General features: G+C 74.2%; 19 protein-coding genes. 8 read left to right on the top strand and 11 right to left on the bottom strand.

Features of this window, described 5'->3' with window-relative positions; translation table 11 throughout:
- Positions 1–696: 696 nt before the first annotated feature.
- From C229_RS0123340 to C229_RS0123330, 3 genes are all read right to left on the bottom strand, one after another.
- Positions 697–1,623, bottom strand: coding sequence for a phosphotransferase family protein (locus C229_RS0123340; protein ID WP_155885010.1), 927 nt, complete (start codon positions 1,621–1,623; stop codon positions 697–699).
- Between the two features lie 139 nt (positions 1,624–1,762).
- Positions 1,763–3,424, bottom strand: a complete 1,662-nt coding sequence (locus C229_RS0123335; protein WP_018657532.1) for an apolipoprotein A-IV repeat region-like domain-containing protein — start codon at positions 3,422–3,424, stop codon at positions 1,763–1,765.
- Between the two features lie 386 nt (positions 3,425–3,810).
- A complete protein-coding gene (locus C229_RS0123330; protein ID WP_018657531.1) occupies positions 3,811–5,013 on the bottom strand; it encodes a class I SAM-dependent methyltransferase in 1,203 nt (400 codons plus the stop codon).
- A gap of 188 nt (positions 5,014–5,201) precedes the next feature.
- On the opposite strand from C229_RS0123330, the gene groES reads away from it, so the two are divergent.
- From groES to C229_RS0123310, 4 genes are all read left to right on the top strand, one after another.
- On the top strand, positions 5,202–5,510 hold the full coding sequence (gene groES / locus C229_RS0123325) for a co-chaperone GroES (RefSeq protein WP_018657530.1): 309 nt from the start codon (positions 5,202–5,204) through the stop codon (positions 5,508–5,510).
- 113 nt (positions 5,511–5,623) lie between these two features.
- Entirely contained in the window at positions 5,624–7,249 is a 1,626-nt protein-coding gene (groL, locus tag C229_RS0123320; RefSeq protein ID WP_018657529.1) for a chaperonin GroEL, read from the top strand.
- A gap of 389 nt (positions 7,250–7,638) precedes the next feature.
- Positions 7,639–8,232: a sigma-70 family RNA polymerase sigma factor gene (locus tag C229_RS0123315; protein WP_018657528.1), complete on the top strand. Its 594-nt coding sequence runs from the start codon at positions 7,639–7,641 to the stop codon at positions 8,230–8,232.
- Positions 8,229–8,948 carry a hypothetical protein gene (locus C229_RS0123310; protein WP_026314086.1) on the top strand — a complete coding sequence of 240 codons (720 nt, stop codon included), beginning with the start codon at positions 8,229–8,231 and terminating at the stop codon, positions 8,946–8,948. The genes C229_RS0123315 and C229_RS0123310 overlap by 4 nt, the downstream gene beginning before the upstream one ends.
- A 7-nt stretch (positions 8,949–8,955) precedes the next feature.
- On the opposite strand, the gene C229_RS0123305 is transcribed toward C229_RS0123310, so the two are convergent.
- From C229_RS0123305 to C229_RS0123295, 3 genes are read right to left on the bottom strand one after another with little or no spacing between them, the layout of a single operon-like run.
- On the bottom strand, positions 8,956–10,011 hold the full coding sequence (locus tag C229_RS0123305) for a hypothetical protein (protein ID WP_155885009.1): 1,056 nt from the start codon (positions 10,009–10,011) through the stop codon (positions 8,956–8,958).
- Positions 10,008–10,976 carry a hypothetical protein gene (locus C229_RS31560; protein WP_018657526.1) on the bottom strand — a complete coding sequence of 323 codons (969 nt, stop codon included), beginning with the start codon at positions 10,974–10,976 and terminating at the stop codon, positions 10,008–10,010. The genes C229_RS0123305 and C229_RS31560 overlap by 4 nt, the downstream gene beginning before the upstream one ends.
- A gap of 59 nt (positions 10,977–11,035) precedes the next feature.
- Positions 11,036–12,526 carry an MFS transporter gene (locus tag C229_RS0123295; RefSeq protein WP_018657525.1) on the bottom strand — a complete coding sequence of 497 codons (1,491 nt, stop codon included), beginning with the start codon at positions 12,524–12,526 and terminating at the stop codon, positions 11,036–11,038.
- 71 nt (positions 12,527–12,597) lie between these two features.
- Here C229_RS0123295 and C229_RS0123290 point away from each other — a divergent pair, with 71 nt between their 5' ends.
- Positions 12,598–15,678, top strand: coding sequence for an AfsR/SARP family transcriptional regulator (locus C229_RS0123290; RefSeq protein ID WP_051109065.1), 3,081 nt, complete (start codon positions 12,598–12,600; stop codon positions 15,676–15,678).
- On the opposite strand, the gene C229_RS0123285 is transcribed toward C229_RS0123290, so the two are convergent.
- The gene (locus tag C229_RS0123285) at positions 15,630–16,019 is read right to left on the bottom strand and encodes a DUF5319 domain-containing protein (RefSeq protein ID WP_018657523.1); all 390 of its coding nucleotides are present in this window, start codon (positions 16,017–16,019) and stop codon (positions 15,630–15,632) included. The two genes, C229_RS0123290 and C229_RS0123285, sit on opposite strands and share 49 nt — an antisense overlap.
- 270 nt (positions 16,020–16,289) lie before the next feature.
- Here C229_RS0123285 and guaB point away from each other — a divergent pair, with 270 nt between their 5' ends.
- Together guaB and C229_RS0123275 are read left to right on the top strand one after the other, a co-directional pair.
- Positions 16,290–17,789 (top strand): IMP dehydrogenase, encoded by a 1,500-nt coding sequence (gene guaB, locus C229_RS0123280; protein ID WP_026314085.1) that lies wholly within the window; start codon positions 16,290–16,292, stop codon positions 17,787–17,789.
- 124 nt (positions 17,790–17,913) lie between these two features.
- Positions 17,914–19,038, top strand: coding sequence for a GuaB3 family IMP dehydrogenase-related protein (locus C229_RS0123275; RefSeq protein WP_018657521.1), 1,125 nt, complete (start codon positions 17,914–17,916; stop codon positions 19,036–19,038).
- Positions 19,039–19,094: 56 nt separating this feature from the next.
- Here the strand turns inward: C229_RS0123275 and C229_RS31555 are convergent, their stop codons facing one another.
- The 3 genes from C229_RS31555 to C229_RS0123260 form a co-directional block, all read right to left on the bottom strand.
- Positions 19,095–19,310: a hypothetical protein gene (locus C229_RS31555; protein WP_018657520.1), complete on the bottom strand. Its 216-nt coding sequence runs from the start codon at positions 19,308–19,310 to the stop codon at positions 19,095–19,097.
- 31 nt (positions 19,311–19,341) lie between these two features.
- Entirely contained in the window at positions 19,342–20,181 is an 840-nt protein-coding gene (locus tag C229_RS0123265) for a hypothetical protein (RefSeq protein WP_018657519.1), read from the bottom strand.
- Between the two features lie 118 nt (positions 20,182–20,299).
- Complete coding sequence (locus tag C229_RS0123260; protein ID WP_018657518.1) at positions 20,300–20,794, bottom strand: hypothetical protein; 495 nt, start codon at positions 20,792–20,794, stop codon at positions 20,300–20,302.
- A 376-nt stretch (positions 20,795–21,170) separates the two neighbouring features.
- Here C229_RS0123260 and C229_RS0123255 point away from each other — a divergent pair, with 376 nt between their 5' ends.
- Complete coding sequence (locus C229_RS0123255; protein WP_018657517.1) at positions 21,171–24,122, top strand: ATP-binding protein; 2,952 nt, start codon at positions 21,171–21,173, stop codon at positions 24,120–24,122.
- Here the strand turns inward: C229_RS0123255 and C229_RS0123250 are convergent.
- Entirely contained in the window at positions 24,119–25,012 is an 894-nt protein-coding gene (locus C229_RS0123250; protein ID WP_026314084.1) for a hypothetical protein, read from the bottom strand. The two genes, C229_RS0123255 and C229_RS0123250, sit on opposite strands and share 4 nt — an antisense overlap.
- Positions 25,013–25,101 lie beyond the last annotated feature (89 nt).

Below are 25,101 nucleotides of genomic sequence, written 5' to 3'. Positions count from 1 at the left end.
CGGGACGCGCCGGGACGCGCCGTGCCGCGCCGGGACGCGCTGTCCCCGGCCATGCCCGGCCGGGCACGGCCTACCGCGCCGCGCGTGCCCGTACCGCGCCGCGTTGCGCCGATCCGGTCGTGCCGTGCCGGTCGTGCCGCGCCCGTCGGGTCGCGCCGCCCCGGGCCGCGCTGTGCCCGCGCCGCGCTGAGTCGCGCCGCGCTGTGCCCGCGCCGCGCGGGGCCGTGCCGTGCCGCGTCGCGTCGCGTCGGGTCGCGCCGCGCTGCGCCGTGCCGGGTTGCGCCGCGCTGTGTCCGCGCCGGTCGCGCCGGTTGCGCCGTGCCCGCCCCGCCCCGCCCCGCGCCGAGCCGCGCTGCCCCGAGCCGCGCTGCCCCGAGCCGCGCTGCCCCGAGCCGCGCTGCCCCGAGCCGCGCTGCCCCGAGCCGCGCTGCCCCGAGCCGCGCCGCGCCGCGCCGCGTTGCGGCGGGCCGGGCCGCGTCGGGTCGTGCCCGCGCCGTGTTGGGTTGCGCCGTGCTGGGTTGTGCCGGGTGGGGCCGTGACGTGGCGCGTTGTTGCGGGTCGTGCGGGGTGTGGCGTGTGGTGTTGCGTTGGTTTGGGATGCGCCGTGCTGTCGTGTTCGGCCGGGTCGTGCCGTGCCGGGTGGTGTTGGATTGTGTCGTTTTGGGATGTTTCGTGCTGGGTGTGTTTGGGTTGGGTTCAGCCTGTTGTTGGGGCGCCTAGTTCGGCTAGTAGGGCGTCCAGGTAGTCCTCTTGGGCGGCTGTTTGGTCGGGTTCCAGGGGGGAGGTGGGGTCTTCGGGGAGGAGGTCCAGGACGGTGCGGAGGTCCCAGTACGGGTCGTGGGTGTGGCCGCCGGAGACCTGGTCGAAGACGTCGCGGAAGCGTTCGGCGATCGCGAGGCCGTAGCCGATGGCGAGGGCGTGCCGCATTGACGCGACGTCCACCGCAGGCGGGCCGTAGGACGCGACGGACCAGTCGACGACGCCGCTGAGGCGGCCGCCCTGCCACAGCGTGTTGTCGTAGCGGTAGTCGCGGTGCAGGAACCGCGACGGCTCCTGCGGGGCCGCGCCCGCCGCCGTCTCCATCGCGCGCTCCCACAGCGCCGGGCGCAGCGCCCACCGGGGCGGGAGCCGCACGTCGAGCCGGTTGGCGGGCACGTACGGCGGCATCGACGCCGCGCCGCGCAGGGTGTGCACGGGCAGCAGGGCCGCCGCGAGCTGGATGAGGAACTCGGCCATGCCGCCGCCGGTGGGCCCGCCGGGACGGCCGGGCAGCTCGGTGAGCAGCAGCGCGGGCGCCTCGGTGTAGGCGCCGGCCGGGTCGGCGGCGACGAGCGACGGCGTCGTCAGGTCGCAGCCGGCGAGCAGCGTGAGGGCCGCGATCTCCCGCTCGGGGGAGAACTCGGCGGCGGCGATGCGGTCCTGCGGCAGCCACCGGCGCAGCACGAGGTGCAGCGCGGTACCCGAGCGGGTCTCCACGACGAGCGCGTGGTTGAGGTGCGCGCGCCCGCCGAGCGGGCGGACGTGGCGGACCGTCGCGCCGGGTCCGCAGCATTCCTCGATCCAGCGCAGCGTCCGCCGGCCGGGCGGGCGGTGCGTCACGTCCGAGTCGATCACAAGCTCCATCAAAACGGATTCCGGTGGGCATGGGGAGTGATTTTGCGAAGACGGAACGTCACAATGTGCACGCCAGGGGTGGCGCCGGGGGGCGCGGACGCGACGGGGCGCCGCAGGAGACCCCGCGGCGCCCCGGACGGACCCGGTGTCAGTCCTTGCCCTCCCGGCGGGGCCGCAGCAGGGCCTCGGCGAGCGCGAGCATGGTCTCCTCCAGCGTGGACAGCCGCTTGAGGACGTCCTCGTGGACGGCGGTGACCTGCTTGGTGACGTCGTCGTGCACGGAACCGACGCGGCGGCCGACCTCGTCCTGCACGTCCTCGAAACGGCGGCCGACCTCGGTCTGCACCTCCTCGGCACGGCGGCTGACGGCCTCCTGCATGCCTTCGACCTTCTTGGCGAACTCGTCGTGGACGCCGCCGACCTGCCGGGTGACGTCCTCCTGGAGGGAGCCGACCTGCCGGACGACGTCGTCCTGGAACGTCCCGACCTGCTTGGTGACGCTCTCCTGGAAGGAGCCGACCTGCTTGGTGACGTTGTCGTGCACGTCTCCGATGCGCTTGCTGACGTCCTCGTGGACGCCGGTGACCTGCTTGGCCATCTCGGTCTGCACGGACTCGACCTGCTTGGCGACGTCCACGTGGACGGACTCCACGCTGCGGGACACCGCGTCGACCTGGTGGGTGAACTCCGCCAGGGCGCCGTCGACCTTGCTGGTGACCTCCGCGTGGATGCCCTCGATCCGGGTGCGGATGTTCTCGTGGACGTCCTCGAAGCGGCGGGAGAACTCGTCCATGCGCTTGGCGACGTCGCTGTAGGCGGTCTCGGCGATCTGCGACATGGTGGCCTTGACCTCGTCGCGGTCGGGCCGGGCGCGCAGTTCCTCGCGCAGCGGGTCGACGGCCTCGGCGAGGTGCTTCTCCAGGGCGTCGAACCGGTCGGTGTGGTCGATGACCGGGCGGCTCGTCAGTTCGGCGAGGCGGCGGTGCAGTTCGCTGACCTCCAGTAGCGCGGGGAGTTGGCCGATGCGGTCGTTGACGCCCTCGACGCGGTCGTCCAGGCCCTCGAAGCGGCCGTCGAGCCCGTCGAGCTTGCCGACGAGGCCGCTGAGGCGCCCGTCCAGGCCGTCGAGGCGGCCGCCGACGCCCTCGACGCGGCCGTTGACGGCCTCCAGGCCCTGTTCCATCCGCTCGGCCATCTCGCCGAGGGACTGGTCGACCCGGGTGGTGACGCCGGTGATGGAGTGTTCGAGCTTCTCGCTGCGGTGGCCCAGCTCGGCGAGGGACTTGTCGAGGCGGTTGAAGCGGACGGAGGACGCCTCCATGCTGCCCTGGAGCTTGTCGAGCCGCTTGGACATCTCCGTCATGCGCTGCGTCGCCTGCTGGGTGGCGTCGCTGATGTGCTGCGCGGAGTCGAGCACGGCCTGGATGCGGGACAGGCCCTCGTCGACGTGCTCGGCGACGGCGCCGACGTCGGCCCACAGCGCGGGAAGTTCGGCGACGGGTTTGACCCGTTCGCCGACGGTCTCAATGTGCGCGGCGATCCCGGCGGCCCAGTCCGGGGTCTTGCCGGTGAGGTCGTCGACCTGCCCGCGCACGGTGTCGAGCTGCCCGGTGAGCCCGGTCAGCTCCCGCTCGCGCACCTCGCGCAGCAGCCATTCCATGCCTTCCAGCCGCTGACGGATCTCGTCCAGCACCTGACCCTGTGAGCGCTGTTCGTAGACGTGGTCCTGCGCCGCACGGGCGAGCAACTCCCGCATCCGGTCCGAGACCGGCTGACCCCCCGTCTGCAGGAAGTTGTGATTCGTTTCCACCCGATGCTCCTTCGTGTGCCGAACGGGGAAATGGTGTCCGGCAATGAATCGTGAAGGTTTCACTGTAGTGCGTTACGGGCAGTGCTTAAAGACCGTGCTGGGAACATTATGAGTTCGGGTGATGCGGGGGTTTTTCGCCGCATAATCGGGGGCCTGGACCCCCTGTCTGACCGGCCTTGCGCGGCCTTCTGCCCCTTATGGGAAGAACGTGGCTGCGGGCTCGTTCTTTGGCTCTGTTCCGCTGGGAAAATGGGGGGCAGGCGTCCTCTTGCCGGACGGGCTGCACGCGTGATCCGAATGGGCGCACAATTTGCGTGATCATGGTGTGCCGCCCGGTCTTTCTTGGTGAAGTCGGGGCCCCGGGAAGATCTTTGGGCGACGCGCCCTCAGCGGGGCCGGACGAGCACCGCGAACGGCGCCGCGCCGACCCGCGTCAGCACCACCGTCATCGCCTCCGCGCCGCGCGGGGCGCGCCGCGCGAAGCCCAGATCGCGGCGCAGCCGGTCCACGTCCACGGCCGAGCCGCGCTTCTTGATCGTCAACGCGCCGACGTCGCGCCGCCGCAGTTCGGCGCGCAGCCGCTTGAGCGAGAACGGCAGCACGTCCAGCACCTCGTACGCGGCGGCGAACGGCGTGGGGACGAGCGCGTCCGACGTCACGTAGGCGATGCGCGGATCGGCCAGCCCGCCGGCCACGGCGGACGCGACCTCCGCGACGAGCCCGGCGCGGATGACGGCGCCGTCCGGTTCGTACAGGTAGCGGCCGAACTCCCGGACGGACGGCTCCCCGAGCCCCGGTTCGGGCGTCAGCGTGGCGACGCCGCCCGCGCCGTCCAGCAGCGTCGCGCGGCGCGCGACCGTCCCGGCGAGGCCGCCGAGCCACAGCGCGGCCTCCTTCACCTCCCCGGACACCGAGATCCACTCGGCCTCGGCGCCGTCCGGGACGGCGTCGTGCGGAATCCCCGGCGCGACCTTGACGCACGCGGCCGGAACGCGCCCGGCCAGTTCCAGCACGGTGTCGAGCGGCGGTTCGTAGGAGCGCGGGTCGAAGACGCGCCCGCGCGCCGTCCGCCGCCCCGGGTCGGCGAAGACGGCGCCGTGCCCGGACGGGTCGGCCGCCGTCGCGTCGCCCGTCACGACCTCGGCCGTCCCGGCCACGCCGAACGCCGCCAGGTTCGCCCGCGCCACCGACGCCGTCAGCGGGTCGCGCTCGACGCCGGTCCCGGAAACCCCGGCGAGCGCGCGGTACAGCAGGTCGGCGCCGATGCCGCAGCCCAGTTCCAGCACCCGCGACGGCGCGTGCCCGGCGAACCGCCGCGCCCGGTGCGCCGCGACCGGCGCGCGCGTCGACTGCTCCAGCCCGTCCGGCGTGAAGTACATGCGCGCGGCGTCGGCGCCGAACTTGGCCCGGCCGCGCTCGCGCAGCCGCACCTGCGTCAGCGCCGCCGCCACGAGCCCCGCCGGATACCGCTCGCGCAGCCGCGACGCCGTCGCCAGCAGCGCCCCCTCGGACACGTCCGCCGCCTCCGCCGCCGCCAGCACCTCGGTCCCGGCCGGTGTCAGCAGCCCGGCGAACTCCTCGTTGTCCATAGAGTGGACCGTAGCGAGCCGCCGTCCTATGATTTCGCCGTTGGCACTCGCCACGGTAGAGTGCCAAACACAGCGACAAAGGTCGGTCTGGCACCCGCGACGACAGGCCGGTCCGTGGTCGCCTCTTCTACCAATACGTGCCGGCCGGCTCATGGCCGGTCGAGGACCATCGAAGGGGAGGTCAGATCGTGACGACCGCCACCAAGGTTGTTCTCAAGCCGCTCGAGGACCGCATCGTCGTCCAGCCGCTTGAGGCCGAGACCACCACCGCGTCGGGACTGGTGATTCCCGACACCGCCAAGGAGAAGCCGCAGGAGGGCACGGTTCTGGCCGTGGGCCCCGGCCGCTTCGACGACGACGGCGACCGCATCCCGCTCGACGTGAAGGTCGGCGAGGTCGTGCTCTACAGCAAGTACGGCGGCACCGAGGTCAAGTACAACGGCGAGGAGTACCTCGTCCTCTCCGCCCGCGACGTGCTCGCGGTCATCGAGAAGTAACGTCACCGAGCCAGTGACGCGCGCCGCCCCGGCCCAGCCCCTCGCGGGCCGGGACCGGGGCGGACCGCGTTAGCGCTCCCCGATTTTTTCACGGAGAGGTGGATTCTTCGGCCATGGCCAAGATCCTGGAGTTCGACGAGGGCGCCCGCCGCGCCCTGGAGCGCGGCGTCAACGCGCTCGCCGACGCCGTCAAGGTGACGATCGGCCCGCGCGGCCGCAACGTCGTCATCGACAAGAAGTTCGGCGCGCCGACCATCACCAACGACGGTGTCACCATCGCCCGCGAGGTCGAGCTGGAGGACCCGTACGAGAACCTCGGCGCGCAGCTCGCCAAGGAGGTCGCGACCAAGACCAACGACATCGCGGGCGACGGCACCACCACCGCGACGGTCCTGGCGCAGGCGCTGGTCCGCGAGGGCCTGCGCAACGTGGCCGCGGGCGCGTCGCCGCTGAGCCTCAAGCGCGGCATCGACGCCGCCGCGCAGTACGTCTCCGACCAGCTCCTCAAGGCCGCCCGCGAGGTCGGGGAGAAGAGCGACATCGCGGGCGTCGCGACGATCTCCGCGCAGGACGCCCAGATCGGCGAGCTGATCGCCGAGGCGTTCGACAAGGTCGGCAAGGACGGTGTCATCACCGTCGAGGAGGCGCACACCTTCGGCCTGGAGCTGGAGTTCACCGAGGGCCTCCAGTTCGACAAGGGCTACCTGTCGCCGCACATGGTGACCGACTCCGAGCGCATGGAGGCCGTCCTGGAGGACGCCTACGTGCTCATCGTCGACGGCAAGATCTCCAACGTGCAGGAGTTCCTGCCGCTGGCGGAGAAGGTCGCGCAGACCAAGAAGCCGCTGCTGGTCGTCGCGGAGGACGTCGAGGGCGAGGCCCTGGCGCTGCTCGTCGCGAACAAGATCCGCGGCACGTTCACGTCGGTCGCCGTCAAGGCGCCCGGCTTCGGTGACCGCCGCAAGGCGATGCTCGGGGACATGTCCATCCTGACGGGCGGCCAGGTCGTGTCCGAGGCGATCGGCCTCAAGCTCGACTCGGTCGGCCTGGACGACCTCGGCCGCGCCCGCCGCATCACGGTCACCAAGGACGCCACCACCATCGTCGACGGTGAGGGCGACTCGTCGGAGATCGCGGGCCGCGTCGCGCAGATCAAGGTCGAGATCGAGAACAGCGACTCCGACTGGGACCGCGAGAAGCTCCAGGAGCGGCTGGCCAAGCTGTCCGGCGGCGTGTGCGTACTGCGCGTCGGCGCCGCGACCGAGGTGGAGCTGAAGGAGAAGAAGCACCGCCTGGAGGACGCCATCTCGGCGACCCGCGCCGCCATCGAGGAGGGCATCGTCTCCGGCGGCGGCTCCGCGCTGGTGCACGTGGCCAAGGCCGACTTCGCCGCGCTCGGCCTGTCGGGCGACGAGGCGACCGGCGCCGAGGCGCTGCGCCGCGCGCTCGTCGAGCCGCTGCGCTGGATCTCGGAGAACGCGGGCCAGGAGGGCTACGTCGTGGTCTCCAAGGTGCGCGAGCTGGACGCGGGCCACGGCTACAACGCCGCGACCGGCGAGTACGGCGACCTGGTGGCGCAGGGCGTCATCGACCCGGTGAAGGTGACGCGTTCGGCCGTCACCAACGCCGCGTCGATCGCCGGGATGCTGCTGACGACCGAGGCCCTCGTGGTCGAGAAGCCGGAGGAGGCCGAGCCGGCCGCCGGTGGCTCGGGCCACGGGCACGGCCACGGTCACTGATCGTCGGTGTCACGCCGAGCGGGGCCCGCGCGAACGCGCGGGCCCCGCTGCATGTCCGGGACGGGTCGTTCGTTCTCCGTGGGTCCTTGTTCGGGATGCTCCTCGTGCGGGGCCTCGTGTGTTGATTAGGGCGGCGGCTGGGGGTTTCGGTGGCTTGTTTCGCGGGTTTGCGGTGATTCGGCTCTCACGCTGCGGCGCGACCCGACCGCGCGGAGTGCGACGGCGCGCACTGTGACCATTCCGTTGTCTGCCCTAGGGGCGACACGCCCGGGCGGGCTGGGCATCATGCTTGCGTGACCGAGGGACTCTTCGCCGGGACCACGTCCACGCGCGCAACCGCACCCTCGGGGGGGCCCGCACCTCCGCCACCCCCGGGCGCGGGACGGATCGTGCCGCTGCGCGCCGCCGACGAGCGCCGCGCCGGGGAGGCCGACCTGGCGGACCTGACGGCGCTCGCCGTCCAGGGCGACCCCACCGCCATCGAGGTGCTGATCACGCGCATCCGCCCGATGGTCGTGCGGTACTGCCGGGCCCGGCTCGGCCGGGTGTCGGGGCAGTACCACATCGCCGACGACGTCGCCCAGGAGGTGTGCATCGCGGTGCTGTCCGCGCTGCCCCGCTACCGCGACATGGGACGCCCGTTCGCGTCGTTCGTCTTCGGCATCGCCGCGCACAAGATCGCCGACGCGCTGCGCAGCGCGGTCCGCGCGGCCGTCCCCACCGAGGACCTCCCGGACGGGCCGGACGACCGGCCCGGCCCGGAGGAGACGGTGGTCCGCTACATCGAGGCGCAGCGCGCCCGCGACCTGCTGACGCGGCTGCCCGAGCACCAGCGCGAGCTGGTCCTGCTGCGCGTGGTCGCCGGATTGTCGGCTGAGGAGACCGGTAATGTGCTGGGCATGTCCGCGGGTGCGGTACGGGTCGCGCAGCATCGGGCCCTGGCCCGGCTGCGCGCGATGGCGCGAGAGGAGTCGATCGCTTGACGGAGCGGAGCCCGTCGGCGCCGGACCCGGCCGCGCACCCCGGCTCCCCGCCCGCCGGCCGGGCGGTGGTGCCGTGGCCCGAGCACGATCCCGATTCCGATTCCGCCGAGCTGCGCCGTACCGACGCCCTCTTGGACGCCCTGGCGGCACGCTCCGCTGCCGGCTCTGACGCGCTGCCCGCCGCCGACCCGGCGGTGACGCTGCTGCGCGCGCTCGTCGCCGACGTCGCGGAGATCGCCCCGGTGCCGGACGAGCCCGCCGCCGAGCCGCCGCGCGGACGCCGCCGCGGTTCCCGGACGATCGTGGCGCTCGGCGTCCTGAGCACGGTCCTCGGCGGCTCGGGCGTCGCCGCCGCCCGCGACGGCCTGCTGCCCGCCCCGCCTCCGGCCGCCGTGGCCGAGGCGCCCGCTCCGGCGCCCGTCCCGGCGGAGAACGCGCCCGGCTCGCTGCTTCCGTCGCCGGGTCCGAGCGTGCCGCGTGCGCCGTCGCCGCGTCCGCCCGCCCCGTCCGCGCGTCCGGTGGCGTGGACGCCGCCGCCCGCCACGCCGTCCGCCCGTCCGCGCCCGCCGCGCGAGACGGCCGGTCCGGACGACCGGCGCGGGCGCCCGCCGTCCGTCCGGACGCCGCGTCACCGCGCCACCGACGGCCACCCCCGGCGCCACCCCGAGCACCGCCACCGCGGCGGCCACCGGCACGGTCCCGGCGACCGCCGCTGACGCGCGGTCAGCCGACGCGCACCGACCTGAGCAGCCGGGGGACGTCCGGCCAGAGGCGCCGGTGGGTGTCGGGGATGTTGATCAGCACGTAGGAGGGGCGGGGACGGCCGGTGTCCACGACGACGACGGCGGCCAGGTCGAGGCGCGCGCGCACGTCCGGCGCGGAGAAGCGGATCTCGCGGGCCGTGATCCAGCCGCGCCGGGCGCCGACGCGGACCGGCTGCGAGGCGACGTCCCGGCCGCGCCCGGTGGCGTTGAAGCTCCTGGCCTGATGCTTGTCCAGGACGCCGCCCGCCAGGTCGCGGAGGCGCGAGCGGCCGGTCGCCCGCGCCGCGAGGTCGCCGCCGACGAGGCCCGACGCGATGAGCGCCTCCCACTGGGGCTCGGTGTCGAACGACTGCTTGCGCGTGTACCCGGAGAGCTGCGGATCGACGGCGCGGCTGGGGCCCCAGTCGCCGCCCAGTTCGACGTAGGACAGCCTCGGGTCGCCGTCCTCGACGCGCCGGACGACGGGCGAGCCCGCGCCCGGGTAGCGCTTGAGGGGGACCGTCCCGGTCAGCCGGGTCTCGCCGGGCAGCAGGCCGTCGCCCTGCGCGGGGACGGTCGCGCCGCGCAACGGCGGATCGTCGGTCTCGACCGGGCCGCAGGTGGCGATCTCGTGCAGCCCGGCCTCCGACGTCTTCTGCGCCAGCACCCGGTCGCCGGCCAGCACCGTGCAGGTGACCCGGCCGTGGCCGTTCTTCCAGCGGTTCTGCACGGACACGACCAGCCAGCGGCCGGAGTCGGCGGGGAACGTCCGCCGCAGCGGGAGGGCGGCGTCCTCCACCTTCTGCTGGCCACCGGACGGCGGATGGAACGTCACGTCGGCGGTGCGGCGGTCGCCGGTGACGACGACCGTCAGCGCGGCGGGCGGCTCGGCGCGCGGCGGCCTCGGCGCCTCGGGCCCGTCCGCCAGCGCGAGGCTCACGGCCGTCGCCACCTGGACCACCAGCAGGACCATGCTCAGGACGACCACCCACGCCGGTGTCCGTTCCCACAGCCGCTGTCCGCGCGGGGACATCATGCCGTCCTCCCGGTGAGCACGTCCGCCGCGCGCCGCGCCTCGGCGAGGGTGTCGCGCAGCGGGGCGAGGCCGGAGCGGTCGGCGAGCCCGTCGATCTCGGCCACGGCCAGTTCGTCGCGGACGGTGCGGGCGAGCACGTCGCGGGTCTCGTCGCCGAGTTCGGCCAGTTCCTGGAGCGTCCGCCACTCGCGGTAGGCGGTGTCGGCGGCGCGGGTGCGGGACGCGTAGCGTTCCAGCGCCTCGACGCGTTCGGCCAGCGCCGAGGCGGCCGTGGTGAGCGCGGCGCGCTGCGGCGCGACGGCCTCCCGGACGCGTTCGCCGGTCGCCCCGTCCGACACTCGCGCCACCTCCCGGGCGAGGCGGGTCAGTTCCGCGAGGGCCTGCGCGATCTCCCACTCCTGCCGGGGCAGGGCGACGGCGTTGGCGGTGTCGTCGAGCAGCCCGGCGGCGTTGACGTCCGACTCCAGGACGTCCGCGACGGCGCGCTGCGTCCGCTTCATCAGGCGTTGCAGCGAGACGCCGAACCAGGACGTCAGTGACCCGTCGGCGAAGTCGTCCGGCACGAGGTAGCGGCCGTGGTGGCGGCGGGCCAGGGCGGCGTGCTCGTCCTCGCCGGTGGCGACGCCGACGAGCACCGCGAGCAGCAGCAGTTGCAGGGCCGTGGCCGCCGCGAACATCGTGCCGATGCCGCTGAACCACCAGGCCGCGATCAGCCCGGCCTGGGCGGCGGCGCCGACGGCCAGCCCGCGTCCGCCCTGGAGCAGCGGCCCGACGGCGACCGGCAGGAAGCCGCCGATGGTCGCCATCGGCAGTGCCGCGAGCACGTCGCCGAGGGTGCGCCCGCCCCACGACGACGGGGCGGGGGCCGGGGCGGTCGCCGGGGCGAGCCGCGCCGGTTCGGCCGACAGCAGCGCCCGTTCGGACGCCGGGACGTCCGGGTCGATGACCGGCCGCAGATCGACCATCCCGCCACCCCCTCAGTGATCATCGGAAATCCTGGCATACCGGCCGGTCCGGCGACAGGTCACGCGTCGGCGGTCACCGGTTCGGGCGCGTCCCGCAGCGTGGTGAGGGCGACGACGGCCAGCGCGAGCGTGACGGCCGCGCAGATCCACGCCGCCGTGACGAGCCCGGACGTGAACGCCTCCCGGGCCGGGACGAGCACGGCGTCCCCGAGCCCGGACGCGACCGCGCCCGCCAGCCCGTCGGACGCGGGCGTCCCGGCGGGCACCTCGGACGCCATCGCCGCCCGGTACAGGGCGGTGCCGACGCTGCCGAGCACGGCGATGCCGATCGCGCCGCCGATCTCGGTGCTCGTCTCGCTGACGGCCGACGCGGCGCCCGCCCGCTCGGGGGGAGCGGCGCCGACGACGAGGTCGGTGCCGAGCGCGAGCAGCGGCCCGATGCCCGCGTACGCCAGGACCATCCCGGTCACGACCGGCGCCAGGCCGCCCGCCGGACCCGCCTGCGTCAGCACGAGGAACCCGGCGGTCATGACGACCAGCGTCACCGCCAGCACGGGCCCGGCCGCGACCCGCCGGACGACGACGGGCGCCGCCATCGACGTCGCGACGAGCGCGACGGCGGCGGGCAGCAGCCACAGCCCGGTCCGCAGCGGCGACAGCCCCTCGACCATCTGGAGGTACTGGTTGACGAACAGGTAGCTGCCGCCGATGACGGCCGTGCCGAACAGCAGCAGCACGAGCGCGCCGGTGAACCGGCGTTCGCGGAACAGCGCGAGGTCGAGCAGCGGGTCGGGGAGCCGCCGCTGCCGCCGCACGAACACGACCCCCGCCAGGACGCCGACGGCGAGCGCGGCGAGCGGCACGGCGCCGAGGCCGTGCTTGGCCGTCTCCTTGATGCCGTAGGTGGCGGGCAGCATCGCGGCGAGGGACAGCAGCACGCTGGGCAGGTCGAGCCGCCCGCCGGGGCTGCGGAACTCGGGCAGCAGGAACGGCGCGGCGACCAGCAGGACGACCATGACGGGCACGCCGAGCAGGAGCACCGACCCCCACCAGAAGTGCTCCAGCAGGACGCCGCCGACGACGGGCCCGACCGCGATCCCGGCGGAGAACATCGTCGCCCACACCCCGATCGCCAGCCCGCGCTGCTGCGGATCGCGGAACATGTTGCTGATCAGGGACAGCGTGGACGGCATGAGCGTCGCCCCGGCGATGCCGAGCAGGGTCCGCGCCGCGATGAGCATCTCCGGCGACGTCGCGTAGGCGGCCAGGGCGGAAGCGGCGCCGAACGCGGTCGCGCCGATCAGCAGCAGGCGGCGGCGGCCGATGCGGTCACCGAGCGTCCCCATCGTCACCAGGAAACCGGCGATCATGAAGGCGTAGATGTCGATCGTCCACAGGAGCTGGGTGCTGCTGGGTGCCAGCGCGGCGCTCAGGTGCGGGACCGCCAGGTGCAGGACGGTGATGTCGAGGGCGAGCAACAGCGTGGGCAGCGCGAGGACGGCCAGGCCGAGCCATTCGCGCAGCCCGGCACGGGTTTGGGTGGGGTTCATGGCTCCACGGTGCCGGGGGCCGCGCACGTTCGGCTGACGGTCCGCTGACGCCGGGCCGTAGGGTGGGCGGCGTGCGTTTCGGAGTGCTGGGGCCGCTCGCGGTGTGGACGTCGGACGGCGTTCCCGCGCCGGTGCCCGAGCCGAAGGTCCGGGCGCTGCTGGCGAGCCTGCTGGTCCGGCCGGGGCGCCCGGTCTCGGTGGACCGGCTCGCGGACGATCTCTGGGGCGCCGACCTTCCCGGCAATCCGGCCAACTCGGTGCAGTCGAAGGTGTCGCAGCTCCGCCGCGCGCTGGAACGTGCCGAGCCGGGCGGGCGCGACCTGGTGGAGCACGGCCCGGCCGGATACCGGCTCCGCGTCGAGCCCGGCGCGGTCGATGCCGGGCGTTTCGCCGTCCTGCTCGCCGAGGCGCGCGCCGCGTCCGACCCGCGCGCCCGCGCCGTCCGGCTCGCGGACGCGCTGGCGCTGTGGCGCGGCGACCCGTTCGCCGGACTGGACGACTACGCGTTCACCCGCGCCGCCGCCGAGGCGCTGACCGAGCAGCGGCTCACCGCGCTGGAGGAACAGGCCGAAACCGGGCTCGAACTGGGCGAACACGCGCGTCTCGCCGACGAGCTGGGCGCGCTCGTCGCGCGCCACCCGCTGCGCGAGCGGCTGCGCGCCGTCCACCTGCGCGCCCTGTACCGCGCCGGACGGCAGAGCGAGGCCCTCGACGGCTACACCGACCTGCGCCGCCGTCTCGCCGACGACCTCGGCCTCGACCCCGGCCCCGAGCTGACCGCGCTGCACCGGGCGATCCTCCGGCAGGACCCCGCGCTGGCCGCGCCGCGCCCGGCGCCCCGGCTGCCGCTGCCCCCCACCGAACTGATCGGCCGCGACGCCACGGTCGCGGCGGTCGGCGCCGCGCTGGGCACGTCCCGGCTCGTCACGCTGACCGGGCCGGGCGGCGTCGGGAAGACGCGCGTCGCGCTGGAGGCCGCGCGCCGGTTCCCGGGCGGTGCCCTGTTCGTCGAGCTGGCCGGACGGCGCGGCGAGGTGCCCGAGGCGGTCGCGGCCGTGCTCGGCGTCCGGGACGCGGCGCGCGCTCCGGAGACCGACCTGGTGGAGCGGCTGGCCGGGGCGCTGCGCTCGCGCCGCGCGCTGCTCGTGCTGGACAACTGCGAGCACGTGATCGAGCCCGTCGCGCGGCTGGCCGCCGCCCTGCTGGCGCGCGCCCCCGAACTGCACATCTTGGCGACGAGCCGCGAGCCGCTGGCGCTGGCGGCCGAGACGCTGGTCGCCGTCCCGCCGCTCGGCGCGGACGCCGCCGCCCGGCTGTTCGCCGCGCGGGCGTCGGCGGCGGCGCCCGGCTTCGAGCCCGACGAGGCGGGCCGCGCGGCCGTCGCCGTGATCTGCCGCCGCCTCGACGGCCTCCCGCTCGCGCTGGAACTGGCCGCGACGCGGGTCCGGGCGCTCGGCGTCCACCGGCTCGCCGAACGGCTCGACGACCGGTTCCGCCTGCTCGCTGCCGGGCACCGCGACGCCCCCGCCCGGCAGCGCACGCTGCGCGCGGTGATCGACTGGAGCTGGGAACCGCTCGGCGCGCCCGAACGCGCGGTGCTGCGCAGGCTCGCCGTCCATCCGGGCGGCTGCTCGCTGGAGGCCGCCGAGGCGGTCTGCGGCGACGACGTCCCGGACGTGTTCGACGTGCTCGCGCGGCTCGTGGACCGCTCGCTCGTCGTCGCCGTCCAGGACGCCTGCGGCGTGCGCTACCGGCTCCTGGAGTCGGTGGCGGCCTACTGCGCCGAACGACTGACCGAGGCGGGCGAGGACGCGGCCGTCCGGCGCCGCCGCGACGCCTACTACCGCGACCTCGCCGAGGAGGCCGAACCGCACCTCACCGGCCCGCGACAGCAGTGGTGGCTGGACGTGCTCGACGCCGAGGACGTCAACGTCCGCGCCGCCCTCGACCACGCCACCCGAGGCGGCGACGCCGCGACCGCGCTGCGGCTCGCCAACGCGCTGACCTGGTACTGGTTCCTGCGGGGCCGCCGCCGCGAGGCGCACCGCGCGCTCTCCGCCGCGCTCGCGCTCGACGGCCCGGCCGCGCCCCGCGCCCGCGCGGCGGCCTGGCACGCCGGGTTCGCGCTGCTCACCGGCGAGGACTCCGTGCCGCCGCCGGAGATCGACGACGGCGCGGACGCCGCCCGCGCCCGCTGGTTCCTCGGCTACGCGCACCTGTACTTCGGCACGTCGGCGGCCGCCGTCGCGCTGGTCGACCGCGCGCTCGACGGGTTCCGCGCGTCCGGCGACGCGTGGGGCGAGGCCGCCGCGCTCGCGACGCGCGCCGTCCGGTACCTGTTCGAGGGCCGCCTGGACGCCATGGCCCGCGACGCCCGCGCCGCCGCCGACGGCTTCGCCCGTCTCGGCGACCGGTGGGGACGGCTGGAGGCGGCGGGCGCGCTCGCCCTGCACGCCGAGATCCGCGGCGACTACGCCGAGGCCGCCCGGCTGCGCGAGGAGAACGTCCGGATCGCCGAGGAACTGGGGCTGTGGGGCGAGGTGTCGCACCAGACGGCGGGCGCCGGGCGCATCGCCCTGCTCACCGGCGACCTCGACCGCGCCGAGGCGCTGCACCGCGACGCGCTGCGGCTCGCCGTCGAGCACTCCGACCAGATCCACCAGGAGTACGCCGAGGTCGGGCTCGGCATGGTCGCCCGCCGCCAGGGCCGTTTCGACGCCGCCGACGACCACCTGCTGCGCTGGCTCGACTGGAACCGCCGCCTCGGCTCGGCCTACGGCATCGCGCTGATCAGCGCTCAGCTCGGCTTCACCGCCGAGCAGCGCGGCGACGCCCGCGCCGCCCTGGCCCACCACGAGACGGGCCTGACCGCCGCCCGCGCGACCGGCGACCCCCGCGCGCTCGCGCTCGCCCTGGAAGGCCGGGCGGGGGCGCTCGCGCTGGCGGGGGAGCACGTGGAGGCGGCGGAGTCGCTGGGGCGGGCCGCCGCGCTGCGCGCGTCCGTCGGCGCCCCGCTGCCGTCCGGCGAACGCCACGACGTCGACCGCATCAGCGCCCGCCTGCGCGCCGCCCTCGGCGCGGACGCCTACGCGGACGCGTTCGATCAGGGACTGTCGCGGCCCTCTTCGCTGTCGATGACGCCGTCGACGTAGCCGCGCGCGTACTCCCAGCTCACGTAGTCGACCGGGTCGGGGGAGAGGGCCGGTTCGTGGACGCGGGGCAGGCCCTCGTCGAGCAGGTGGCGCAGGTTGCCGTGCAGCAGTTCCCAGTCGATGTAGTGCAACCGGCCGCAGTCGCCGCAGTCGACGCAGAGGCCGCGCACGCCGAGCGGTTCGAGCAGGGCGCGGAAGACCTCCAGATCGGCGAGGTCGGCCAGCACGTCCTCCCGCTCGGTGACGCTGAGCGGCGCGGAGTCGTCGCCCGGGTCGCCGAGGGAGGCGGCCGGGTCTTCCGGGTCGCCGGCGAACGGGTCGGGCGGGGCGTCGTCGTGCACCCTCCCACGCTAACGCGGGTCACCCCGTGCGGTGCACCCCCGGGGGCAAGGTCCGTTCCAAGTGGCATCGCCGGATCGGGAGGAATGCGGGCGTTTCGTGACGTGTTACCGGTACCACGGTGCTGCGGCGGCGGACGGCGTCCGGGCGGGATGTCGGGAACGCCACGTCCGGGCTGTGGATAACGGGCCACCCGCCGGGCGCCTACGCCCTACCATGGGCGAAGGTCCGCTGTGACCTGGTCGGATGCCGCCACCACCGGGAAGGTCGTCATGAACCCCGCAGCCGAGCCCACCAAGATCCTCCCCCCGGGTCTGACGTTCGACGACGTCCTGCTGCTGCCGGGCTACTCCGATCTGTCGCCGGGCGAGGCCGACACCACCACCCGCCTCACCCGCGACGTCGAACTGCGCATCCCGCTCGTCTCCGCCGCCATGGACACCGTCACCGAGGCCCGCACCGCCGTCGCCATGGCCCGCCAGGGCGGCCTCGGCGTGCTGCACCGCAACATGTCCATCGAGGAGCAGGCCGCCCACGCCGACCGCGTCAAGCGCTCCGAGGCCGGCATGATCACCAACCCGGTCACCTGCCTGCCCGACGCCACCCTCGCCGACGTCGAGGAACTGTGCGCCCGGTACCGCATCTCCGGCGTCCCGGTCACCGACGTGCGGGGGCTGCTCGTCGGCATCGTCACCAACCGCGACATCCGCTTCGAGAACGACCTGACCCGCCCGGTGCGCGAGGTCATGACGAAGATGCCGCTCGTCACCGCGCCCGTGGACGTCCCCCGCGACGAGGCGTTCGCGCTGCTGGCGGGCAACAAGATCGAGAAGCTGCCCCTGGTCGACCCCGACGGGCGCCTGCGCGGCCTCATCACCGTCAAGGACTTCACCAAGTCCGAGCAGTACCCCTACTCCACCAAGGACGCCGACGGCCGCCTGCTCGTCGCCGCCGCCGTGGGCGTCGGCGACGACGCGCTCGCCCGCGCCCGCGCGCTCGTCGAGGCCGGCACCGACGTCATCATGGTCGACACCGCGCACGGCCACTCCAAGGGCGTCGCCGACACCATCGCCGCCATCAAGGCCGGGGCGAACGTGCAGGTCGTCGGCGGCAACGTCGCCACGTACGCGGGCGCCAAGGCGCTCGTCGAGGCCGGGGCCGACGCCGTCAAGGTCGGCGTGGGGCCGGGCTCCATCTGCACGACGCGGGTCATCGCGGGCGTCGGCGTCCCGCAGATCACCGCCATCCTGGAGGCGTCGCGCGCCGCCCGCGAGGGCGGGGTGCCGGTCATCGGCGACGGCGGCCTCCAGTACTCCGGCGACATCGCCAAGGCCATCGTCGCGGGCGCCGACACCGTCATGCTCGGCAGCCTGCTCGCGGGCGTCGAGGAGTCGCCCGGCGAGCTGATCTTCGTGCACGGCAAGCAGTACAAGTCGTACCGGGGCATGGGCTCGCTCGGCGCCATGCGCAACCGCGAGCGCGGCGGGCTGTCCTTCTCCAAGGACCGCTACGCCCAGGCCGACGTCGCCACCGAGGAGAAGCTGATCCCCGAGGGCATCGAGGGCCAGGTCCCCTACCGGGGCCCGCTGTCCAACATGGCCCACCAGCTCGTCGGCGGCCTCCACCAGTCGATGTGGTACGCGGGCACCCGCACCGTCCCGGAGCTGAAGGAGCGCGGCCGCCTCATGCAGATCACCACGGCCGGGCTCAAGGAGAGCCACCCCCACGACATCCAGATGACGGTCGAGGCCCCCAACTACCAGGGCCGCTGACCCGGCCGACGCCGAGGTGAGGGGGTTCTCCGGCCGCGGCCGCGGGCAGCACGTCAAGTAGGCTCTGCGGGGCGAGTTCTTCAGGGCTTGTCCGCACGCCTGAGACGAGTGAGGAAACATCGCAGTGGCTGCTGAGGTTGAGATCGGTCGGGGCAAGAGCGGTCGCCGGGCGTACGCGTTCGACGACATCGGCATCGTCCCGTCCCGCCGCACGCGCGACCCCGAGGAGGTCAGCGTCGCCTGGCAGATCGACGCCTACCGGTTCGAGATCCCGCTGCTCGTCGCCCCGATGGACAGCGTCGTCAGCCCCGCGTCCGCCATCGCCGTCGGCGGCCACGGCGGGCTCGGCGTCCTCGACCTCGAAGGGCTGTGGACGCGGTACGAGAACCCCGAGCCGCTGCTCGCCGAGATCGCGTCGCTGGACGACATCCGCGCCACCGAACGGCTCCAGGAGATCTACCGGGCGCCGATCCAGGAGGAGCTGATCGGCCGCCGCATCGAGGAGATCCGCGCGGCGGGCGTGACGGTCGCGGCGCGGCTGTCGCCGCAGCGCACGGCGCAGTTCCACAAGGCCGTCATCGACGCCGGCGTCGACCTGTTCGTCATCCGGGGCACGACGGTGTCGGCCGAGCACGTGTCGGGACGGGCCGAGCCGCTGAACCTCAAGCAGTTCATCTACGAGCTGGACGTGCCCGTCATCGTCGGCGGCTGCTCGACGTACACGGCGGCGCTGCACCTGATGCGCACCGGCGCGGCCGGGGTGCTCGTCGGGTTCGGCGGCGGCTCGGGGCACACGACCCGCACGGTCCTCGGCGTCGCGGTGCCGATGGCGACGGCCGTCGCCGACGTCGCCGCCGCCCGGCGCGACTACATGGACGAGTCCGGCGGACGGTACGTCCACGTCATCGCGGACGGCGGCATGACCAACTCGGGCGACATCGCCAAGGCGTTCGCGTGCGGCTCCGACGCCGTCATGGTCGGCTCCCCGTTCGCCCGCTCCACCGAGGCCCCCGGCCGCGGCTACCACTGGGGCAGCGAGGCCCACCACCCCGACGTCCCGCGCGGCACCCGCCTCGACCTCGGCACCATCGGCAACCTGGAGCAGATCCTGCACGGCCCGTCCCGCGTGGCCGACGGCTCCATGAACCTCATCGGCTCCCTCCGCCGCGCCATGGCCACCTCGGGCTACACCGAACTCAAGGAGTTCCAGCGCGTCCAGGTCGTCGTGGCCCCCCACGTAGGCACCTGACCCCAGCACAACGAACCCCGGGCCTCCGCGAAGGAGAACCCGGGGTTCGCCGCGTCTCAGCCGAAGATGTCCTCGGCGTCCGCCGCCGTGAACGCCCGGTCGAACCAGGTGTCGAGCTGGTCGGTGTCGTGGCAGGTGAGAATCCGCTGCCGCTGCTCCTCGGTGAGGCAGATCTCCCGCCTCTTGATGATCTTCAGCACGGTCTCCGCGATGCCCTCGGCACGAATGGCCTTGGCCTGCGGGGTGTTGGCGAGGACGGGGCGGGTCTGCATGATCTTGCTCCAGAGGGCGGGGCTGTGAAGATCAGCCGAAGATGTCGTCGGCGTTCGTCGCCGTGGAGGCGCGGTCGAGCCACGTGTCGAGCTGGTCGGTGTCGTGGCAGGTGAGGACCCGCTGCCGCTGCTCCTCGGTGAGGCAGATTCCGCGGCTCTTGATGACCTTCAGCACGGCCTGCGCGAGGCTCTGCTCGGCGATGGCCTTGGCCTGCGGGGTGTTGGCGAGGACGGGGCGGGTCTGCATGATCTTGCTCCAGAGGTGGCGGTTGCGGGGCTGGATGAAGCCGTAGACGTATTCACGATAATACGGAGCGTCGCTGTCGGGGGCGCGGAGTTCGGCGTCGGTGAAGGCTTCGACGACGGCCGGGTTGTCCTGGTGGACGACGAGGGAGATGGCGGCGAGTTCGAGGTTGCGGACGACCTGCTCGGGGTCGGTGATGGCGGGGACCTCGCGCGGGCCGAGGACGACGCACTCGCACGCGTAGGTGGGCAGGTCGGTCGGGATGGGGCGGGCGTAGTAGTCGGCGACGTCCGGCTTGGTGCACAGGACCAGCGTCGTGACGCTGCGGTCGAGGGCGAGCCACAGCGCGGCCTGGTAGCGGGGGAGCTGCTTGCGCTTGGCCTCGCTCTTCTCCTTCTGGATTTCCACGATGATGCCGTGGCGGGGGTTGTGGGGGGAGCCGACGACGATCGCCTTGTCCGGGGTGAAGTTGCGGGACGGGCGGTCGTTGAAGTCGTTGCTCGTGACGGTGGCGGCGAGGTCGGTGGGGACGTCGCGGCGGCCGAAGACGTCGGTCAGGATCTCGACGGCCAGGCGGGGGCGGGTCTCGAAGAGGCCCGTCAGGAAGTCGTGTTCCGAGGTCGGCATAGAGCGTTACGTTACTGAGAGATGGCTTTGGGTGACGGCGGGGAGATAAAGATCTACCTTTCTGTGGGCACGCCGCTACGCGGCCCCGTGCGGGTGGGGCCGCGGAAGCGGGGTCGTGTCAGCGGCCGAAGATGCCCCGGACGACGGTGAGGGCGTTGCGGATGTCCTCGGGTGAGGCGTTCGTGGTGGTCGTGTTGGTGTTGAGTTCGCACTTGCCGTTGCGGATGCTGGTGCCGCCGGTGGCGGAGTAGGTGACGGTCGACTTGGCGGTCTCGCCGTCGGACGTGGTCGTGGAGCAGATCGACTTGTAGCGGCCGTCGCTGCCCTGCCGGGTGACGAGCTGGGCGCCGCCGCCGCGCACGAGGCCGCCCTCGCTGTGGATGCAGTCGCGGGCGCGGTTCGTGCGGGCGCCGCCGGAGGCGTGCGTCCCGATGACGCAGTCGCCGGCGTCGATCACCAGTGCGTCGCCGTCGCCGAAGGCGATGCAACTGGTCGCGTCGCAGACGTCGGCGGAGGCGGGAGCGGGCGCGGCGACGAGGCCGGACACGGCCACGGCCGCCGCGACGACGGTGACCGTGCGGCGGCCGGGGATACGGGTGCGCGGTCGAATCATGAGCATCCTTTCACGGAGCGTAGCGAGTCACACAAAGTAACTTTCCGATTCCCATGAGTGACACACTGTCGCTCGGGTGAGGAAAGCGCCGGAACTACGCCAGCCATCTGTGTCCTCGCGGTTAGGTATGGACAGGAAAGAGCACGTCAGGAAGCGGCCACCGGACGCCGGGAACGGCGACCCGCGGCGGAGACGGCCCCGCATGGCGCCGCCTCACCTCGGCCCACCGCCCGGACGAAGGCGGTCACGAGATCACTTTCCGTGACCGTCCCACGCCGCGCCGGTCACCCGGCCAAGATCACGTCAAGGATCGGCGGCCGTCGGGCCCGGGCCGCCCCGGTGGCGCGACCCCGCCGTGGGCGTGAAGGATGCTGGGATGACGCAGCCGCCGGGCCACCTCCCGTCCGACCCTCCGCCCCCGGGCGTGCGCCCGAGCGTCCCGCGCCAGGCCCGGGCGGTGCTGCCCGGCCCCTGGTACCGCATCCAGGCCGTCCCCGCCCCCGACCGCCCGGCGTCGGCGGACGGCGACTTCGTCAGCGTGCTGCCCGCCGCGCTGTCGGCCGCCCGGCGGCTGGAGCCGTTCGTCGTCGGCTGGCTCAGCGCGGGCGGCGGCGCCCCGCTGGAGCTGATCACCAACGCGGGCCCGGTGGGCGAGGCGGGCCAGGCGCTGCTGTTCCCGTCCGGGGCGCGCGGCGCCCCGGTCGACGACGGCTGGCTCCAGCAGGCGCAGCGCATGGTGTGGACGCGCTGCCCGGGACGGCTGGCGCCGACGTCGCCGAACGCGCCGCAGGCGGGCGCGGGCCTGTTCGAGTCGACGCTGGCGACGCTGATGGAGCGCCCGTTCGGCTGGTTCGTCGTCGCGGAGCCGTGCGACGAACGCGTCCTGGACACCGAGATGCGCGAACTGCACCACGACCTGCACATGCTGCGGCGCGGCGAGGACGAGCGCGCCCGGCTCGCCGTCGCCCGCGCCGACCAGCGCCTCGCCGAGCTGGACGCCTACCGCGAGGCGGGCCTGTGGGAGGTGCGGGTGCTGGCGGGCGCGCGCGGCGAGGAGGAGCTGCGGCAGATCGCGCCGGTGCTCGTCGGCTCGCTGGAGCTGGGCCATCACCCGTACCGGCTGCGGTCGGGGCACGATCTGGGCACGTTCGCGGAGATGCTGCGTCCGGGCCCGGCGCCGCTGCGGCCGGGCGGCGACGAGCAGCGCCACCCGTTCACCGCGACGGCGGGCGCCCTGGCGGCGCTGGCGGGCCTGCCGCGCCGGGAGGTGCCGGGCGTCCGCGTGCTGGACGTGGGTCACTTCGACGTCACGTCCGAGACGGCCGACGACGCGTCCCCGGGCGAGCCCCGTATCGACCTCGGCGCCATCCTGGACGACCAGGACCGCCGCGTCGGCGACTTCACCGTGCCGCGCTCGACGATCAACCGGCACGTGTTCGTGACGGGTGCGACGGGTGCGGGCAAGTCGCAGACGGTCCGGCACCTGCTGGAGCAGCTCACCCGCGCGGGCGTGCCGTGGCTGGCGATCGAGCCGGCCAAGTCGGAGTACGCGGCGATGGCAGGCCGTATCCGCGACCTGGGCGGCCAGGTGACGGTGGTGAACCCGTCGGACCCGGTGGCGGTGCCGCTGTCGGTGAACCCGCTGGCCCCCGAGCCGGGCTATCCGGTGCAGGCGCACATCGACATGGTGCGGGCGCTGTTCCAGGCGGCGTTCGACGCCGAGGAGCCGTTCCCGCAGATCATGGCGCAGGCGTTGCAGCGCGTGTACGAGACGAACGGCTGGGACGTGGTGACGGGCGGCGGCGTGCCGGGGTCGCTGATCGAGCCGACGGTGCCGACGCTGGAACAGCTCCAGGACGCGGCGCTCCAGGTCATCAGGGACGTCGGCTACGGCCGCGAGCTGATGGCCGACGTGCAGGGCTTCGTGGACGTCCGGCTGCGCAGCCTGCGGATCGGGTCGGCGGGCCGGTTCTTCGAGGGCGGCCATCCGGCCGACATCGGCGGGATGCTGCGCGAGAACATCGTGCTGGCGATCGAGGACGTCGCCAACGACGAGGACAAGGCGTTCCTCATGGGCACGCTGATCATCCGCATCGTGGAGCACCTGCGGATGCGGCAGCGCGGCGGGGTCCGGGACGCGGCGCTGCGGCACGTGATCGTCATCGAGGAGGCGCACCGGTTGCTCCGGAACCGCCCCGAGCGCACCAGTTCGCACGCCGTCGAGCTGTTCGCGGGGATGCTTGCGGAGATCCGGGCGTATGGCGAGGGCATCATCGTGGCCGAGCAGATCCCGACCAAGCTCGTCCCGGACGTCATCAAGAACACGGCGCTGAAGGTCGTGCACCGGCTGCCCGCGCACGACGACCGGCACCAGGTGGGCTCGGCGATGAACCTGGACGAGGACCAGTCCCGCGAGGTCGTGTCGCTGCGGCCGGGCGTCGCGGCGGTGTTCGCGGACGGGATGGACCGCCCGCTGCGCGTCCGCGTCCCGCTGGGGGAGGGCCGCGAACAGGAGCTGGCGGGTCCACCGCCGCCGGTGGACGGCCGCCGGTCGGCGGCGTGCGGCTGCGAGTGCCGCAACGGCCGTGCCTGCACGCTGTACGAGCTGCGCGAGGCGGACCTGCTGGCCGGGCACGCCGACTGGGCGTGGCTGCGGCTGTGGACGGAGACGCTGGTGCTGGCGCACGTGGTGAACCGGCCGCTGCCGGGCGTCCCGGCGGAGCTGTTCCGGGCGTGGTCGCGGCTGCCGGTGCGGCTGCGCGAGTGCACGCTGGCGACGCTGGTGGAGCGCGCGGTGACGCGCCGGTCGCGGGCGCTGCGGACGCAGTACCCGCCGTCGGACCTGACGCTGGCCGTGGCGGGAACGGCGGAACGGCTGCTGGCCGGGAAGGGCGACGCGGACGCGGCGGCGCCGCCCGGCGCGCACTGGGTGATCCCGCAGCTCCGCTGGCTGCACGAGTTCGGCCGCATCTTCCCCTACGGTGCGGGCGACCCCGATCCCGACGCGCCCGCGCCGCCGCTGGACTACCAGCTCCCGGGCCTGCGCCAGGCGCCCGACGCCCGGCTCGGCCACCGGCTGCGCGCCCTGCGCCGCCATCCGCTGTCGATGGAGGTCGCCCGCAACCGTCCTCCGGCGATCACGGCGCTGTCCGGCGAGGACGACAACGCCGCCTACTTCGCGGACCTGTCCCTGGTGACGATCGGCGTCCCCGAGGACGAGCAGATCGCCGAGGTCGCCGCGACGATGAACGTCACCGCCTGGCTCGAACCCGTGCTGAGCTGGCCCGACCTGCTCGTCCGGCCGTTCGAGCCGCCCGCGGCGGACTAGATCGTCGCCTCCGACCGCGTCGTGAGCCCCTGTTCCTGCGCGATGGGGTTCCACAGGCCGAGGAAGGTGCGCTTGGCCGCGCTGGCGCGGTCGTTGGCGGACGCGATGACGGAGTCGCCGTCGGAGGGGCAGCCGGGCGCGTAGGTGAGGTAGCGGTCGTTGGAGTCGACGGACGCCTGGAGCGCGCTGGTGAGCGCCTCGCGGAGCGCCGTGCCCTCGGGCAGGCCGGAGACCTCCAGGGACTGGGCCCGGCCGAGCTGTTCCTGACGGGCCGAGCGGATGTCGCGCAGTTCGCCGGGAAGGCAGCCGCGCTGCACTACTCCGCCCAGGTCGGCGCGGGTCGTGGCCATCTCGGTGAGCAGGGCGTCGACGGCGCGGGCCTGCGCGGCGTCCCCGCCGGGGCTCTCCTCCGTCGACGGCTCGGGTTCGCCCGATTCGCCCGGTGACGTGGCGGGCGCGGACGCCGCGCCCGGGCTCGGCGCGGAGCGGTCCCCGGCGGGCCAGAACACGATCAGCAGCGCGACGACGGTGAGGAACGCGACGCCCGCCGCGATCAGCAGGTACGGGGGACCGCGCCGGGCGGGCGGAGGCGGCGGCTGCCAGATCGGCGGGTCGTTCCACGGTTCCTGCGACAGCGACATGGTCCGCTCGCCGGGCGTCTCGGGCGGCGCGTCCGGAACCGGGACGGAACCGGGCGCGGCGCCCCACGGCGGCGCCACGGGCTCCCACGGACGCGGCCCGGACCCCGGGTCACGCGCGGTCATCGCGCCGTCCGCGCCCCACGCCGGGGGATCGTGGCTGGTGGCGTCGTCGAGCGGCGCGCCGCAGTGCGTACACCGCGACAGCGCCGGAGTCGTCTCCCTGCCGCACGCCGGGCACCGCATCGCCACCTCCGGTCCTCCGTCCGCCGTCAACATAACGCGGCGGGCACTCCCGCGGCCGGTCGATCGACCGGCCGCAACACGCTCGTGACTCAGGC

Source organism: Actinomadura flavalba DSM 45200 (assembly GCF_000374305.1).
GTDB classification, from domain to species: Bacteria; Actinomycetota; Actinomycetes; order Streptosporangiales; family Streptosporangiaceae; genus Spirillospora; species Spirillospora flavalba.
This window is presented reverse-complemented; position numbering and strand designations above follow the sequence as displayed.